Raw genomic sequence first — 16,152 nt, 5'->3', positions numbered from 1 at the left:
GGCGCAGAGGAAGCAGCTCGCCGCCATGCGCGGCCTGATGGCCAAGCCCTCGGGCGAGATCATCGAGAGCCCGATCATCTCGAATTTCAAGGAGGGCCTCACCGTGCTGGAGTATTTCAACTCCACGCATGGAGCGCGCCAAGGTCTGGCCGACACCGCGCTGAAAACCGCGAACTCGGGCTACCTGACGCGGCGTCTCGTCGATGTGGCGCAGGATTCGATCATCACCTCCTATGATTGCGGCTCCAGCAATGGCATCCGCATGAGGGCGATCATCGACGCCGGCCAGGTCGTCGCCTCGCTCGCAATCCGCATTCTTGGCCGCTTCACCGCCGAGGATCTGCTCGAACAGGACGGGACAACCATCGTCAAGGCCGGCGAGATGATTCAGGAATGGCATATCGACCGCATCAACGCGGCCGGAATCCAGGAAGTGAAGATCCGCTCGGTGCTGACCTGCGAAGCCAAGAACGGCTGTTGCGCGGCCTGTTACGGGCGCGATCTGGCGCGCGGAACGCCGGTCAACATGGGCGAGGCGGTCGGCGTCATCGCGGCGCAGTCGATCGGCGAGCCGGGCACCCAGCTCACCATGCGCACCTTCCATATCGGCGGCGCAGCGCAGATCGCGGATTCGTCTTTCATCGAAGCCAATTTCGACGGCCTGGTGAAGATCCGCAACAGCCATCTGGCGCGCAATTCCGAAGGCGATCTGATGGTCATGGCGCGCAATGTCGCCGTGGTGATCTGCGCGCCCGATGGAACCGAACGCGCCGTGCATCGCGTGCAATATGGCTCGCGGCTCAAGGTGGACGAGGGCGATCAGGTCAAGCGCGGCCAGCGCGTGGCGGAATGGGACCCCTATTCGCGTCCGATCCTGACCGAAGTGGACGGCGTCGTCGGCTACGAGGATCTGGTCGAGGGCCAGTCGATGTCCGAAACGGTGGACGAGGCGACCGGCATCGCCAAGCGCATGGTCATGGACTGGCGGATGAATGTCCGCTCCAGTAGCCTGAAGCCGTCGCTGGTGATCAAGGGGCCGGACGGCAAGATATTGAAACTGCTGCGCGGCGGCGAGGCCCGCTATTCGCTGCCGGTGGAATCGATCCTCGCCGCCGATCCGGGCGCGAAAGTGGCGTCGGGCGACGTCATCGCCCGCGTCTCGCTCGAAAGCGCCAAGACCCGCGACATCACCGGCGGTCTGCCGCGGGTCGCGGAATTGTTCGAGGCGCGTCGTCCCAAGGATCACGCGATCATCGCGGAAATCGGCGGCACGATCCAGTTCGGGCGCGATTACAAGAACAAGCAGCGGCTGTCGATCGTCCCGAGCGAAGACGGCGTCGAAGCGGTCGAATACCTGATCCCCAAGGGCAAGCATATCCATCTGCAGGATGGCGACATTGTCGAAAAGGGCGATTACATCGTCGATGGCAATCCGGCGCCGCACGACATTCTGGCGATCAAGGGCGTCGAGGAACTCGCCGCCTATCTGGTCAATGAAATCCAGGAGGTCTATCGCCTGCAAGGCGTGAGCATCAATGACAAGCACATTGAGGTGATCGTCCGGCAGATGCTGCAGAAGGTCGATATCGTCGATCCCGGCGAGACCGAATATCTGGCCGGCGAACAGGTCGACCGGATGGAAATGGACGAGACCAACGAAAAATGCCTCGGCGAGGGCAAGCGTCCGGCCACCGGCACGCCGGTCCTGCTCGGCATCACCAAGGCGAGCTTGCAGACGCGGTCGTTCATTTCGGCGGCTTCGTTCCAGGAGACCACCCGCGTCCTTACCGAGGCGGCGGTCAATGGCAAGATCGACACGCTCGAAGGGCTCAAGGAAAACGTCATCGTCGGTCGGCTGATTCCGGCCGGCACCGGCGCGGCGATGTCGAAGTTGCGGCAGGTCGCCGCGACCCGCGATGAGCTGATTCTGGCGCAAAAGGCGGAAGCCTCCGCCGCCCCGCCGCAGCTTCCCGCAGCGGAATGAAGCAAAAAGGCCGCTTGAAAGAGCGGCCTTTTTGTTTTGGAGGGAGATGCCGCACTGGCCGTTCAAGAGCGGGGTTGCATCAGAACGAGGCATTGCCGCGCAGGTGGACGATCGTCCGGAATCGGCTTATTCCGTTGAAAAAGTCCGAGAATAATCGGTGGAGCGGCCTCGAAGCGGGCAAATAAGGCGGCGGCGCTTGGCATTTGGCGGCGGCTCTGCCGCCGTGGCGGGCGGCCTATGCCGCCATTGCTTCCATTTGTGGCTCCGCTGGCCTCAACCGGGCGAGGCGCCGCAAATTCTGGGCGGTCGCCGCGAGCAGGAACTCGTCCTTCGCGCCGCATGGACCACGCAACCGCAACCGCCCGAGCTTCAGGATGCGCTTGAGATGGGCGAACAGCATTTCGACCTTTTTCCGACGGCGGCAGGCGACCTCAAATCCAGGCGTGGTGGCAAGGGCCCGCGCGACATCACGGGCGTCTTCGTCGACATTCCGAGGAATCTTGCGCGCGACATCATTCGGGCAGCACTGCGCCTTGAGTTCGCAGACGTCGCAATCCTTCTTGCTCGCGCGGTAACGGCATGTGCCGTCAGCGCCGATGCCGGTGCGCGGCGTGGCGTAGGCGCGTCGAAACTGAACCAGTTCTTTACCCGCCGGACAGGTGTAGCGGTCTGCATCAGGATGCCACGTGAAGTCCGAGCGCGAGAACGTGCCGTCGGTTCGCGTCGAGTGGTCAAAGACCGGAATGTGCGGCGTGATCTGCTTCTGCTTGACGAGCCACGCCAGGTTTTGCGCCCCGCCATAGGCTGTGTCGGCGGTGAGATAGCCGGGCTTGAGGCTTGAGGCCAAAGCGATCCTCGGTTCGATCCAGCATCGTTTGCGCCGCGCCGACTTCGGCTTGGCGAATGGAGCGCGTAGCTTCGACATCGACAATCACGCCATGATCGGTGTCGATCAGATAATTGGTCGAGTAGGCGAAGAAAGCGGGTCCCTTTCGCTGGGCCGTCCACTGGGCTGCCGGGTCGGACGGCGAAACGAACTTTGGCGGGACCGGCGTCGCCGCGCCAAACGCGGCGTCGTCGAGCGTCGCGAGATATTCGCGCGTCGCGCGGCAGGCTTCGTCCGTGATCTCTTGAGGCTTCCAGTCGCTGCTGCGAACCGAGTTTTGCTTGTTGGAGTCGGCGGGAATCAGGCTGGCGTCGACCGCGAAACCCTCGGCGCCGACCAGCCCCTCGGCCATGCATCGCGCGACCACGGTCTCGAACAGATGCCGCAGGACGTTGCTCTCGCGAAAGCGACCATGCCGGTTTTTCGAAAAGGTCGAATGATCGGGGACTTTGCAATCAAGACCGAGCCGGCAGAACCAGCGATCGGCGAGATTGAGATGAACCTCCTCGCAAAGCCGACGCTCCGAACGGATTCCCATGCAGTAGCCGACCAGCAGCATGCGGATCATCAGTTCTGGATCGACCGAAGGTCGACCAATGCTGCTGTAGAACGGTTTCAGCCCGTTCCGAACATCTTCAAGAATTGCTATTTTCGGCAGCGCCAGCCTTGACGCCGCACGCCAATTTACGCTCGGCAAATTGGCGTCGACCGCGGGTAGTCAACGTTGCGCCTCATTTCCATGTCGTATTTACCCATCGGGCCGCGGAACAGTTTCGCCCAGCGGGAGGTCGCAGGCAGTAGCACGGTCAGCATTTTCATCTTCGTCGCCTTGCCGCAGCCGTTGGAGCCGAGGAAACCGAAAGTCTCGCCGCGCCCGATCTTGAAATTGACTTGATCGACGACGACGAAATTGCCGAATTTACGCATAAGCCCCTCGGACTCGATCGTCGGCGTCTCGCACGCCGAGGCGACGCGCGGGCGCACGACCACCGGCCGATGCCGCGCGCGCTTGGCCGCAGGCAGGAGGACGCTGGCGGCGAAGGCAGAGACGGCGCGGGATTCGCCGTCAGGCGCGCGCCAGGCGAAGCTTGACTACGACGGCCTCGTAATCGGCCAATTCGCATCTCATTTGCTGAATCTTTTCCTTTTCGATCTCGATCAGGGCATCCTCCCAGACGCGAGGGTCGCCACTGTCCAGCGCTTTGAGTTCGGCGCGCCACTTGATGAGACGCGATTCAAGATCGCGCAAGAAATCCTCGTTGAGTTCCAAAGCCTTATCCCCCCGTTTTTCGCCGATGATTGGGCCGGTCGAACGTCAAAGCCGATTTGTCGATGGCATAGGTCAGGAGTGCCGGGCCGGACCCCACTTCGCCGGAGGCGCGCAAACCGCGCGCTCGATAGCCGCAGCGGGTCAGTATTCGATCGCGATCACCGCGTCGGCGAATTCCCTGACCTTTCCGACCTTCTCCTGCTCGCTCAGATCGGCCCGCCCTGCGATGACCGGGCAATAGGCGGCAATGAGGTAATCGACCAACGCCGGCTTGCCGGCGTCAGGATATTGCTCGCGAAAATGTCCAAGAATTCCAGGGATTTGTGTCAGGACGTCGCTGGTCGCCAATTGCCTTGTCAGGTCCGCCGGCACGCCCGCTTCCCCGCCAAACGGTTTCAATATCGGACATTCGATGGCCCGGACGCTTGTCACCGTCAAGCCAAGCCCCATGCCGACGAAAAGCGATGTCATCAGCAGTTTGTCGCGCAACGATTTCATTTTTCCAACCCCGTCATTCACGCGCCGGAGCGGCATCGGCAGTCGCGCGACGACCGACCATTGCGCTCTCGAAATGGACTGGCGAGATTGTAGAAGCGTCCCCCGCAGTCACAAGCCGTCGGGCGCCCAAAATAGGCGAACCATGAAGGCGGAAGACGCCCCGAAATGGGCAGTCGGGGGCTTCGAAATCGAGCGCATCCGTGCTGAATTCACGCGTGTTGAGCGCCGCCGTCGCGGGTTCCAGGAGTATGACCGATGAGCGATCTCGTTGCGATTGTGTATCCGACCGAAGCGCAGGCCGAGGCCATGCGCGCAAAGCTGTTTGAATTGCAAAGCGAATATCTGATCGAACTCGGCGACGCCGTCGTCGCCGAAAAGACCCTGGACGGCAAGATCAAACTCCATCAGATTTTCAACACGACGGCGGCTGGAGCGGCCTCGGGAAGTTTTTGGGGGCTGCTGGTCGGCATTCTGTTCATGATGCCGATTGTCGGCGTTGCGCTTGGCGCGGCGTCCGGCGCGCTCGGCGGGGCGTTGACCGATTTCGGCATCAACGACAAATTCATGAAGGATATCGCCGCCAATATTAAGCCCGGAAACGCAGTTCTTTTCGTGTTGATCAAGAAGATGACGACCGACAAGGTGCTCGATGCCGTCAAGGGCAGTGGCGGAACGGTCTTGCAAACCTCTCTGGATCACGCCAAAGAGCAAGCCTTGCGCGACGCCCTGGCGGCGGCGGCGGCCCCGGCCCCGGTCAAGCAAAGCGCCTGATTCACCCCGATGCCGGCTGCGATTCCGATTGCCGCCGGCGTTAAATGCGAAGTTCCGATCGTTCGCCGCCTCGCGACGACCGCTCTGTTTCTGGCTCGCCTTTTGAGGGGCTTTTGCCATTCGAAAAATCCGGGTCGGACTTTTTAGGCGACGGATCGCTTAACAACGCGGCGTTTTTCCGCCCGGTCAGGTTCGTGATTTCTCCCCATCTTCGTTTTCGCGGCGCCTTCCCGCGCCGCCGCCGCCCCGCCAAGTTTGCTCAGGGCTTCCAGCCGATCATTAGGCGCCGGTAATTTCTTGAGCTCGTCAGGCAATTCGATCAGACGCTCGAACGTCGCGTGCATTCTCGCCAGCCTCTTGATCGCGCGCTTGTCAAGATCGATCATATCCGCTCCCGCCACCACTGCGCCGCCATCGCAGACCAGCGTCCAGGATTGCTCGCCGTCTTGCTTGATCCAGCCCCGGTCCTCGAGGATCTTGAGCTTGCGGCGAACGGTTTCGCGTGGGATGAGGCAGACATCGGCCAGTCGCGAAGCCGACATTGCGACTGGCGGATTATCGGGGTGACTTTCAATCTTGATGTAGCGATTGAGGTAGGATTGGCCAATGATGGCCAGTATAAGCATTTGCTGAAGATCGCCATTAAATTGACGAGAGCAGTCCGCGAGATGTTCGGTGAAGAACTGAACATAGGCATACTGAAACATCGCATAGTTTTTGACGAATTCAGTCTGGAATTTTGCAGTCCTCTCCGGCCTTCCGATCACAGGTTCCATGCCGCCCTCCCAGTGGTCAATCGATTATCGAATGCTCAGCCGTTTTTAAATTTTTCAAATCGTCTCATAGTCCGCAAAATTTTTCTACCCCGCAGATACCGCCGGCGCCCAAAGTGGGCGCCTGCAGACGCGCCATGCGTGCGCCGCTGCGACGGTAAGAATATTTCAATACAATAAACTCAGACGGTTACGCGAGCGGGCGCCGACTTCTAACGATCAATCGCCGTCAAAATGCCTTGCCGCAACGGCCATTCTTTTCGCTCAAATTGGGCTGTCGGCGTATTGACTTTCCATCGCCCGGATGCGCGCCCGCCATGGGCGGGGCTTTCGGCGGCTTTGGCGCCCTCGTGAAGGCCGAAGGCGTCCGAAAGGGGCGATCCAGGACATCGGCATGGAGCGCAGCCATGCCGAACTCACTCGCTTCGGGCGCCGCCATCGCGGGTGCGGGGAGGATTATCAGAGTGCTTGCTCGCAGAGCTTGTATTTCCGACCGAAGCACGGGTCGAGGCTGTGCGCGCGAAGCTTCATCGCTTCACCCCGTCCTCGTTCCCGCATCCCGCCGCGCCCAGGGATTTCCGTCGACTGAGAACCGTCTTCTTTTGACTTTCGGGCAATTCGTTGAGGCGCTCGAATGTGGCGAACATTCCGGCGAGCCGCTTGATTCCGCGATCGTTGAGTTCAAGCAACTCCGTCCAGGCCTCAACCCGCCCGCCCTCGCGAGACAGCGACCAGCTCTGCGCGGCATTTTGCACGATCAAGCCCCGATGCTCGAGAATCTTGAGCTTGCGGCGAACGGTCTCCCGAGGGATTCCGCAAACAACGGCCAGCCGTGAAGCTGAAATTGCCCCATCCCAACTCTCGGGAGGCGTTTCCAGCTTGATGAAGCGATTTATGTATACTTGACCTAATATAGCCAGTATCAGAAATTGCTGGAGATCCCCTTCAAAGCTTCGAATACAGTCCAATAGATATTCTGATAAAAAATGAGCAAAAATATACTGAGAGAATGGGTAGTTTTTCCGGAACTCAAATTCAAATTTGGCCATCTTATCGGAATCTTCTGGCAAGATTTCCATAACGCGATCTCCAGCCCAAGATTCAAGCTCAAGGCCCTTTGACGTGCCAGCGGTTTTTACGGAGAATCCCATATTCGGATGATGTTTTCCACCCTCTCGCGACATTAGGCGCCCGGAATGGGTAGAGCGCATTCTCGGCCCGAATACCTGGCGGCGGCGCGGGGGCCCCAACAAACGGCGATGGCTCTCGGCAGGGCTGCGCCCGATGCGAAAGAATTTGAACTTGTCGCCATGCCCGGCGAGACGATCAATGGCGTCAATTCCAATCCCATACGGAACCGAGCTTTCCGAACCGATGAATATCGCATCAAGGTCACGATCTATGACGACGGGACCTGGTCCTGCGCGGAGACGGACATGGTTGTCCCCTTCGTCGTCGATATCCGCCAAAAGCAGCCGCATTCTTCGGCGGGGCGGCGACCGACCCTTCACGCTCAAACTGGGCGCCTCGACGATTGTTCGCGCCGGGCAAGTTTTCTAGATTTTAGAGACTTAATCGCATCGGTGATCCAGATGGAAAAAAACCTCATTGCGTCTTCCCGGTCTGCTTTTGTCGGCCAAAGGACGGCAATCGCGTCCCTGGTAAAACGCGCGGCGCTGACAGGCGCCTTGTCTTGCATCGGGGCGCTCGCGGTCGCGAGCGCGCAGGCGCAAGTAACCAGCCAGTTCCAGCGGGCCAAGGGCGTGATCGATGTGCCGACCGAATTGGCCACCGATTTCATGAAGGACCTCACGCGCGATTGGGATTCGAGCTATGAAAGCTATACCGCTTGGAAAAAAAGTCTGGCGAGCAAATACGGCCTGACGTTCGCGATGCAAACCTCCTATTTCCTGCAATCGGCGACCCCCGATGGCGGCAAGCCGGTTTCGCTGTTCGTGTTGTCGCCGTCGGTCACGTGGACGCCCTATAGCGATTCCACCTGGGGCACGGGCCAGATCAACATCGCCTTCCAGCAGGCGCAGTACTGGAGCGGGGCGAACAACGCCTCGCAGCAGGCCCGCATTGGCACGATCACCGGCACCAACGACTGGGGCGCAAACACCTATTCCTGGTTGCAGGCGACCTTTACCCAGACCCTTCCGGGCGCCCTGAATTGGCTTTCGATCACCGGCGGCCAATATGGTTTCGGCAATTTCGACGGCGATCGATATGCCGGCAACGCCCAGACCAACTTCGTCACCTATGCGCTGGCGCAGAACCCGACCCAGACCTATCCGGTCGCCGGCGTTGGCGGCTACGCAACGGCCGCGATCCCCAATACCGCAGTGTCGATCAGCTCCGGATTTCAGGGCGCAACCGATATCCCGGGCAATCGTTTCAGCACACGCGGCTACAATTCGGGCGAAATCGCCTATTTCGGCAATATTCTCTGGACGCCGACCCTGCCGACGCTGGGCGTCGGAAGCTATAACCTGATCGTTTACCATCAGCCCTCCGTGCCGTTGCAGCCCGGACAGGCGACCGGCGTCTCCTTCGCGGCGTCACAGAGCCTGGGACCGAAATACGGCGTCTTCGCCCGAGCCAATTACGCCAGCGGCGACGTGATCGCGATGCAATCCTCGTTTGGCGGCGGCGGGATCGTCAACGATCCCTTCGGTCGGCACCCGAACGACCAGCTTGCGCTCGGCCTGTTCCTGAACAAGGCCAATCAGGCGCTCCTCCCGGCAACGACCAATCGCAGCGAAGAATACGGCGCCGAACTTTATTACCGCTACAACATTGCGCGGGGACTGCAACTTACGCCGGACGTGGCGGTCATCGCCAATCCGGTGCTCGCGCCGCAGCGGCCGGCCGCCTATCTGTTCACCCTGCGCCTGACTTCGTTCCTTTGAAAACGCGAAAGCGCCGCCGCCCGGCGCCGGCGGGGAAAAATCGTATCATGAACGGGCTTGCCCAATGAGCGCCCGGGCCGACACCCCGGCGACGCAGCAAAAGCAATCGATGAATGTCTGGAGCGTCTCGGCGCTCGGGATCGGCTCGATGGTCGGAGCGGGGATTTTCGCCCTGCTCGGACAGGCGGCGCTGATGGCCGGCAAGGACGTCTATCTGTCCTTTCTCATTGGCGGCGTCACCGCGCTTTTGTCCGGCTATTCCTATGCCCGCCTCGCCGCCCGCTATCCGACGTCCGGCGGCATCATGGACTATTTCAATCGCGCCTTTCCGTCCCGGATCGCGTCGGGCGCCCTGTCGATCGTCTATCTCGTGACCCTGATCGTCACCGTCGCCATGATCGCCAAGACCTTCGGCGCCTATGCCAACCGTCTGATGCTCGGCGACGCGTCGCCGCACGTCTTCACCAATGTCTTCGCCTCCGCCATCGTCATTGTTCTGGTGGCTCTGAACATGATAGGCTCGGAGGCTGTCGGCCGCGCGGAAGTCGCGCTGGTGGCCATCAAGCTGACCATCCTCGTCGTGCTGATGCTCGCCGGGCTGCCCGGCATCCAGCCGCGGATGCTGACCGGCGGCGTCGGCGTCGACGCCGCGACGCTGTTGGCGAGCGTCGGCCTGACCTTCTTCGCCTATGCGGGTTTTGGCATGATGGCCAATGCCGCCGGAGAGGTCGCGGCGCCCGAAAAAACCATCCCGCGCGCCATCGTCCTCGCGATCGGCCTTGTGATCGTGCTTTACGTCGGACTTAGCCTCGTGGTGCTCGGCAATGTTTCGGCGACCGATCTTGCGCGCTTCGCCGATACGGCCGTCGCCGAGGCGGCGCGGCCGGTGCTTGGCCATGCGGGCTTTGTGATCGTCTCCATCGGCGCCCTGCTGGCGACGGCTTCGGCGATCAACGCCACCCTGTTCAGCGCCCTTCACATCTCCAAAGGGCTGGCCGCCGAGCGGCAGCTTCCCGAAATCTTCGGCAGATCGAGTTGGGGCCAAGGAACGCAAGGCATGGTCTGGGCGGCGGCGGCGATGCTGGCGATGGTCAACCTGCTCGATCTCGGCGCCATCGCCAATATCGCCGGAGCGAACTTCCTCATTTCCTATCTCGCGGTGTTTGTGGCTCATTGGCGCCTGCGACGTGACGCCGGAGGTTCGAGCCTTCTCATTGTCGCCGGATTCACGCTGATGGCGGTTGTTCTGGCCGCCTTCGTCGCAAGCCTTTGGAAAACGCAGCCCGTCGCGATCGCGCTGACCCTGCTGGTTATCTTGGCCAGCGCCGCAGTCGAGGGTCTGTTGCAGCGTCGTCGCGCGACGCCATGACGCCATGACGCCATGACGCCGTCCAGCCTTCGAAAGCCGCCGCCGTGACAATGACGATCCAGGACATGGTCCTCTTCGCCGTCAGCCTTCTGGCGATGTTCAGTCCGCCGGCGGCGATCGGCTCCGCGGCCGCGCTGCTCGGCGGCGCGCCGGTGAATACCCAGCGGCGCATCGCATGGCTGGTGGCGCGCAATTACGCCATCGCCATGATCCTCTCGATCACGCTTGGCCACGCCGCGCTTTCCCTGCTCGGGATCGAGGTTGCGGCGGTCACGGTCACGGGGGCCGCCGCCCTGATGCATCAAGGCTGGCCGCTGATGACCCGTGGAGCCAAAGCCGAAGAGGCGCCCCATCAAGACCCGCAAGCGGCGCAGACGATCGACTGGCTGGCCCTGGCCACCGTGCCCCTGACCTTCCCGCTCACCATCGGCGGCGGCACGATTGCGGTGGTGATCACGGCCAGCGGCCGCTATCCGACCGGTCTCGACCTTGCCGTCCTGTCGGGAATAAGCGTCGCGATGGCGGGCGTCGTCGCCCTCACCTTCCTGCTCGCCGGGCCTTTTGGAAGCCGCCTGGGCGCCGGCGCAATGGATGTATTGGCGCGGATATCCGGCATCATCCTGCTCTCGCTTGGCGTCCAGCTTGCGGTCGGCGGGCTGCGGGAGCTTTTCCTGAAACATCACATGATCTGATCGCCGCGACGGGCGCCTTTGCCCGTTTTGGGCGCCTCCCCGATAGCTTTTCGCCATCGCAGGCCTTTTATTTGGCGAAGCCTCGCTCCTTCGGCGCATCGTCCGCCGTCGCATGCTCCGAGGCCGGATTTCAGTCTGGAGGACACCATGCCTTTTGATGTGGCCAGCAAGCCCAGCGACCCGAACATCGATCCGACCTTTGGCGCGCCCGACATGCAACGCGCCGCCGCCGGCAAGCGCTTTCCCGCTCAGGAAATGCGTCCCGACGTGGCCTATCAGATCGTTCACGACGAACTTCTGCTCGACGGCAACGCCCGGCAGAACCTCGCCACATTCTGCCAGACCTGGGACGACGCCAATGTGCACAAGCTGATGGACCTGTCGATCAACAAGAACTGGATCGACAAGGAGGAATATCCCCAGTCCGCCGCGATTTCCGAAAGATGCGTAAACATGGTCGCGGATCTGTGGAACGCGCCGGATGCCGGCGGCCAGGCGACCGGCACCAACACCATCGGGTCCAGCGAAGCCTGCATGCTCGGCGGCATGGCGATGAAATGGCGGTGGCGGGCCAGGAGGAAGGCGCTCGGCAAGCCGGCGGACAAGCCGAATTTCGTCTGCGGGCCGGTGCAGGTCTGCTGGCACAAATTCGCCCGCTATTGGGATGTCGAAATTCGTGAAATCCCGATGGAGCCGGGCCGGCTGTTCATGGACGCCGAACGGATGCTCGAAGCGGTGGACGAAAACACCATTGGCGTCGTCCCGACCTTCGGCGTCACCTATACCGGCAATTTCGAATATCCCGAGCCTTTGCAGGACGCGCTCGACAAGTTGCAGAAGGCCAAGGGCCTCGATATCGACATTCATGTCGACGCGGCCAGCGGCGGCTTTCTGGCACCCTTCTGCGCGCCCGAAATCCCGTGGGATTTCCGCCTCCCGCGGGTGAAGTCGATCAGTTCGTCGGGGCACAAATACGGACTGGCGCCGCTCGGATGCGGCTGGGTGGTCTGGCGCGACAAGGCCTCGCTGCCCGACGACCTCGTGTTCAAGGTGGACTATCTCGGCGGTCAGGTCGGCACCTTCGCAATCAACTTCTCGCGTCCGGCGGGTCAGGTCATCTCGCAATATTACGAGTTCCTGCGGCTCGGCCGCGAGGGCTACGCCAAGGTGCAAATGGCGGCCTATCGCGTCGCTCAATATCTGGCGGCCGAGATCGGTCCGCTCGGTCCCTACGAGTTCATCTGCACCGGCAGCGAGAAAACCGGAATTCCCGCAATCTGTTTCAAGCTCAAGCCCGGCGCCGATCCCGGCTACACGCTCTATGACATTTCCGACCGGCTGCGCATGCGCGGCTGGCAGGTTCCCGCCTTCCTGCTCGCCGGCGGCGCGTCGGACATCACGGTCATGCGGATCATGTGCCGGCGCGGCTTCGAAATGGACTTGGCCGAACTGCTTGTCCAGGACTTCAAGGCGGCGCTGGCCTTCCTGCAAAAGCATGGCGCGCCGAAGATCGCGCCGATCGAGGGCACGGGCTTTCACCACAACTGACGCGAAACGGGACGGCGCGGGATCGCGCCGGCCTTTCCTTCGAAATGAAACGAAGAGGAACACCCATGTCTTCACCCGTCGAGGCCAAGGCTGCTCCGGCCGCCAAGATTGGCATACTCACCCTTGCGGTCATGAATGTCGTCGCCGTGGTCAGCCTGCGCGGCCTGCCGGCGGAGGCCGAATATGGCCTCAGCTCGATCTTCTACTATCTGTTCGCGGCGGTGGTCTTCCTCATTCCGGTTTCACTGGTCGCGGCGGAACTGGCGACGGGCTGGCCGGAAAAGGGCGGCGTGTTCCGCTGGGTCGGCGAGGCCTTCGGGCCGCGGTGGGCCTTTGTGGCGATGTTCATGCTGTGGATCGAAGTGACCGTCTGGTTTCCGACCGGACTGACCTTCGGGGCGGTTGCGCTCGCCTTCACCGGGCCGAACCAGCATTGGGATCAGACCCTGTCGGCGAACAACATGTTTGTGCTGGCCATCGTTCTGGGCATCTACTGGCTGGCGACCTTCATCGCCTTTCGCGGAGTCGCCGCCTTCACCAAAGCGTCCAAATGGGGCGGCATGATCGGCACGATCATTCCCGCCGTCATCCTGATCGCGCTCGGCTTCGCCTATCTCATGGGCGGCGGCAAGCCGCAGATCGAACTCGCCTGGAAAGACCTGATTCCAGACTTCACCAACTTCAACAACGTCGTGCTGGCCGCGGGCATTTTCCTGTTCTACGCCGGCATGGAAATGAACGCCATCCACGTCAAGGATGTCAGCAATCCAACCAAAAACTATCCCATCGCGATTTTGATCGCCGCCCTGGGCACCGTCACCATTTTTGTTCTCGGAACCCTGGCCATCGCCTTCATCATCCCGAAATCCGCGATCAACCTGACTCAAAGCCTGCTCGTCGCCTATTTCGACATGTTCAAATGGGCGCATATCGGCTGGCTGGCGCCGGTCATGGCGGTCGCTCTGGCGATTGGCGTATTGGCGGGAGTCGTCACCTGGGTCGCCGGTCCTTCGTCGGGCCTGCTGGTCGTCGCCAAGGCCGGATATCTGCCGCGCTTCTGGCAAAAGACCAACGCCCACGACATGGCGACCCACATCCTGCTGGTGCAGGCGCTGCTGGTGAGCGCCCTGTCGATCATGTTCGTGGTGCTGCCGTCGGTTCAGGCGGCCTACCAGATCCTGAGCCAGCTGACGGTTATCCTCTATCTCGTCATGTATATCCTGATGTTCTCGGCGGCCATCTACCTCCGCTACAGCCAGCCCAATCGACCCCGGCCCTACAAGATCCCGGGTGGCGACGCTGGAATGTGGCTGATCGGCGGAATCGGCCTGCTCGGCTCGCTGCTGGCCTTTGTTCTGTCCTTCATCCCGCCGGGGCAGATCTCGGTGGGCAGCCCGACGCTCTATGTCGGCATTTTGGTCGGGCTGACCGCCTTCTTCGTCGCCATTCCCTTCGCGATCTACGCGATCCGGAAGCCGCACTGGCGCGACCAGGAAAGCGACTTCGAACCCTTCACCTGGGAAGCCGAAGGAGGCCATCCCGGCATTCCCTCGACTTCCGCGACCGCCGTCGGCAGCCTGCCTCAAGCTTCCGCCGCCAAGCCAAAAATGGTCGCGTCCAAGGCGCTCTGAACCCTTCGGCGGGGCGGCCAAACGTCGCCCCCTCATGCCTTGCCTCCCGTATTTACCCCGAGAGTCCCATGACCCTTCCGGCCCAGACGATTCAAGCCGCGGTAGACGCTGCGCACGCCTCATGCAAAGCCGTCGCCGGCGGCGCCAACGCCAGCTACATTCCCTATCTCGCGAAGGTGCCTTCGTCCCTGTTCGGCGTCGCCGTCGTCACCGCCGATGGCGCGCTCTACCAAGCCGGGGACGCCGATGCTCCCTTCGCCATCGAATCGATCTCGAAAGTTTTCACGCTAGCGCTGGCGACCGAACTCGTCGGACCGGACGCCATCCGCCTCAAGATCGGCGTAAGCCCGACGGGGCTGCCGTTCAATTCCGTCATGGCGCTCGAATTGCACAACGGCAAGCCGCTTTCGCCCCTGGTGAATGCCGGCGCGATCGCCACGGCGAGTCTTGTCCCCGGCGATGACGCCGATGCATGCTGGGCCAGGATTCTGGACGTCCAAAGTCGCTTCGCCGGCCGCAAAATCGAATTGAGCGAGGAGGTCAACACCTCGGAGCAAACGACCAACTTCCATAATCGCGCCATCGGCTGGCTGCTCTGCAGCGCCGGCGCCTGTTACAGCGATCCGATGCGGGCCGTTGACGTTTACACGCGGCAATGCTCGACCCTCGTGACGGCGACCGACCTTGCGACCATGGGCGCGACTCTGGCCGCCGGCGGCATGAATCCGCGCAGCAAGGAGCGAGTGATCGCGGAATCGAACGTCTCCCACATCCTCGCGGAAATGACCATGGAAGGTCTTTATACCGGCTCCGGAGAATGGGCCTACACCGTCGGCCTTCCGGGCAAGAGCGGGGTCGGCGGCGGCATCCTGGCGGTCGCGCCGGGCAAGCTCGCCATCGCCGCCTTTTCGCCTCCCCTCGATTCCGCCGGCAACAGCGTGCGAGGCGCCGCCGCCGTCGCGCATGTCGCCAAAAGCCTCCAACTGAATCTTTATGCAGCGCCACGCCGCTGACCGGGTGACCCGGCGCCGTCTTTGCCGAGTCACCGTTCACAATCAGGCGCCGGCGCGCCGATCAAGCTCGACGCCGCCAACACGATCGCGCTGAAGTGGCGGGGGACCTATGACGGTGAACAAGGGCGGTTCTGCAAATATCGGTGTTTTCGGCGCGCTTTCGATTGGGGTCGGCGGCATTGTCGGAGGCGGCTTCTTCGCCACTTTCGGGATCACGGCGGCGGGCGCCAGGGGCGGAACGCCGATCGCCTTCCTGATCGGCGGCGCGCTGGCGCTCATCACCGCCTATTCCTATATCGGGCTGACCCTCAGATATCCTGGGCCGGGCGGCACGGTCTCGTTCATCACCAAGGCGTTCGGGACGGGGCTGCTCGCGGCATCCATCAATGTGCTGTTGGTGCTAAGCTACATCGCGATCATGAGCGTCTATGCCTATGCTCTCGCGGGCTATTCCCTCCCTTTCCTTCCCGAGGACATGCGACCCGTCGCGTCCCATGTCATCTCGTCGGCCGCCCTGATCCTGCTTGGGCTCATCAACTATGCGGGCTCCTCGCTGGTGGAGAAGTCCGAAAGCGCCTTCAATGTCGGCAAGCTTGCAGTGCTCGCCCTCTTCATCGTCGTGGGCCTGTTCGCCAGCGGGCTCGACTGGCGTCGACTCGCGCCGGCGGAATGGGCTTCACCCTCCGCCATCGTCGCCAGCGGCATGATCGGTTTTCTCGCCTATGAGGGCTTCGAACTCATCGCCAACGTGTCGGACAACATCGTCAATCCGCAACGGACGTTGCCGATCGCCTTCCTCGGTTGC

General features: G+C 61.9%; 13 protein-coding genes and 2 pseudogenes. 9 read left to right on the top strand and 6 right to left on the bottom strand.

Features of this window, described 5'->3' with window-relative positions; all coding sequences use genetic code 11:
* Positions 1-1,984, top strand: a pseudogene (locus QZY01_RS09510) (DNA-directed RNA polymerase subunit beta'); the annotation flags it as partial.
* Positions 1,985-2,219: 235 nt separating this feature from the next.
* Here the strand turns inward: QZY01_RS09510 and QZY01_RS09505 are convergent.
* The 4 genes and pseudogenes from QZY01_RS09505 to QZY01_RS09490 all read right to left on the bottom strand — a co-directional run.
* Positions 2,220-3,489 (bottom strand): annotated as a pseudogene (locus tag QZY01_RS09505) (IS1182 family transposase); the annotation flags it as partial.
* A gap of 65 nt (positions 3,490-3,554) precedes the next feature.
* The gene (locus QZY01_RS09500) at positions 3,555-3,860 is read right to left on the bottom strand and encodes an ATP-binding cassette domain-containing protein (protein ID WP_294536339.1); all 306 of its coding nucleotides are present in this window, start codon (positions 3,858-3,860) and stop codon (positions 3,555-3,557) included.
* Between the two features lie 76 nt (positions 3,861-3,936).
* The gene (locus QZY01_RS09495; protein ID WP_294536337.1) at positions 3,937-4,140 is read right to left on the bottom strand and encodes a hypothetical protein; all 204 of its coding nucleotides are present in this window, start codon (positions 4,138-4,140) and stop codon (positions 3,937-3,939) included.
* A 141-nt stretch (positions 4,141-4,281) separates the two neighbouring features.
* A complete protein-coding gene (locus tag QZY01_RS09490) occupies positions 4,282-4,638 on the bottom strand; it encodes a hypothetical protein (protein WP_294536335.1) in 357 nt (118 codons plus the stop codon).
* 255 nt (positions 4,639-4,893) lie between these two features.
* Between QZY01_RS09490 and QZY01_RS09485 the strand changes: the two genes are divergently transcribed.
* Positions 4,894-5,409: a DUF1269 domain-containing protein gene (locus QZY01_RS09485; RefSeq protein ID WP_294536333.1), complete on the top strand. Its 516-nt coding sequence runs from the start codon at positions 4,894-4,896 to the stop codon at positions 5,407-5,409.
* 143 nt (positions 5,410-5,552) lie between these two features.
* Here the strand turns inward: QZY01_RS09485 and QZY01_RS09480 are convergent, their stop codons facing one another.
* Together QZY01_RS09480 and QZY01_RS09475 are read right to left on the bottom strand one after the other, a co-directional pair.
* Positions 5,553-6,185, bottom strand: coding sequence for a hypothetical protein (locus QZY01_RS09480; protein ID WP_294536331.1), 633 nt, complete (start codon positions 6,183-6,185; stop codon positions 5,553-5,555).
* A gap of 524 nt (positions 6,186-6,709) precedes the next feature.
* Positions 6,710-7,651 (bottom strand): hypothetical protein, encoded by a 942-nt coding sequence (locus QZY01_RS09475; protein WP_294536329.1) that lies wholly within the window; start codon positions 7,649-7,651, stop codon positions 6,710-6,712.
* Between the two features lie 219 nt (positions 7,652-7,870).
* On the opposite strand from QZY01_RS09475, the gene QZY01_RS09470 reads away from it, so the two are divergent.
* The 7 genes from QZY01_RS09470 to QZY01_RS09440 form a co-directional block, all read left to right on the top strand.
* The gene (locus QZY01_RS09470) at positions 7,871-9,094 is read left to right on the top strand and encodes a carbohydrate porin (protein WP_294536327.1); all 1,224 of its coding nucleotides are present in this window, start codon (positions 7,871-7,873) and stop codon (positions 9,092-9,094) included.
* A 64-nt stretch (positions 9,095-9,158) separates the two neighbouring features.
* A complete protein-coding gene (locus QZY01_RS09465; protein ID WP_294536325.1) occupies positions 9,159-10,463 on the top strand; it encodes an APC family permease in 1,305 nt (434 codons plus the stop codon).
* 65 nt (positions 10,464-10,528) lie between these two features.
* On the top strand, positions 10,529-11,155 hold the full coding sequence (locus tag QZY01_RS09460; protein WP_294536323.1) for a MarC family protein: 627 nt from the start codon (positions 10,529-10,531) through the stop codon (positions 11,153-11,155).
* Positions 11,156-11,368: 213 nt separating this feature from the next.
* Positions 11,369-12,703 carry a glutamate decarboxylase gene (locus tag QZY01_RS09455; protein ID WP_294536341.1) on the top strand — a complete coding sequence of 445 codons (1,335 nt, stop codon included), beginning with the start codon at positions 11,369-11,371 and terminating at the stop codon, positions 12,701-12,703.
* A 65-nt stretch (positions 12,704-12,768) separates the two neighbouring features.
* Entirely contained in the window at positions 12,769-14,334 is a 1,566-nt protein-coding gene (gadC, locus tag QZY01_RS09450; RefSeq protein ID WP_294536321.1) for a putative glutamine/gamma-aminobutyrate antiporter GadC, read from the top strand.
* A gap of 68 nt (positions 14,335-14,402) precedes the next feature.
* The gene (glsA, locus tag QZY01_RS09445) at positions 14,403-15,347 is read left to right on the top strand and encodes a glutaminase A (protein ID WP_294536319.1); all 945 of its coding nucleotides are present in this window, start codon (positions 14,403-14,405) and stop codon (positions 15,345-15,347) included.
* Between the two features lie 109 nt (positions 15,348-15,456).
* The coding region (locus QZY01_RS09440) for a hypothetical protein (RefSeq protein WP_294536317.1) at positions 15,457-16,152 on the top strand (696 nt) is incomplete at its 3' end.

The sequence above is a fragment of the uncultured Rhodoblastus sp. genome (genome assembly GCF_903903185.1).
Classification (GTDB): Bacteria; Pseudomonadota; Alphaproteobacteria; order Rhizobiales; family Beijerinckiaceae; genus Rhodoblastus.
This window is presented reverse-complemented; position numbering and strand designations above follow the sequence as displayed.

Excerpts from the sequence above, each read along its gene's own strand:
- glsA (WP_294536319.1), top strand. The coding sequence starts at position 14,403 with ATGACCCTTCCGGCCCAGACGATTCAAGCCGCGGTAGACGCTGCGCAC.
- QZY01_RS09455 (WP_294536341.1), top strand. The coding sequence starts at position 11,369 with ATGCAACGCGCCGCCGCCGGCAAGCGCTTTCCCGCTCAGGAAATGCGT.
- gadC (WP_294536321.1), top strand. The coding sequence starts at position 12,769 with ATGTCTTCACCCGTCGAGGCCAAGGCTGCTCCGGCCGCCAAGATTGGC.
- QZY01_RS09485 (WP_294536333.1), top strand. The coding sequence starts at position 4,894 with ATGAGCGATCTCGTTGCGATTGTGTATCCGACCGAAGCGCAGGCCGAG.
- QZY01_RS09480 (WP_294536331.1), bottom strand. The coding sequence starts at position 6,185 with ATGGAACCTGTGATCGGAAGGCCGGAGAGGACTGCAAAATTCCAGACT.
- QZY01_RS09490 (WP_294536335.1), bottom strand. The coding sequence starts at position 4,638 with ATGAAATCGTTGCGCGACAAACTGCTGATGACATCGCTTTTCGTCGGC.
- QZY01_RS09465 (WP_294536325.1), top strand. The coding sequence starts at position 9,159 with ATGAGCGCCCGGGCCGACACCCCGGCGACGCAGCAAAAGCAATCGATG.
- QZY01_RS09460 (WP_294536323.1), top strand. The coding sequence starts at position 10,529 with ATGGTCCTCTTCGCCGTCAGCCTTCTGGCGATGTTCAGTCCGCCGGCG.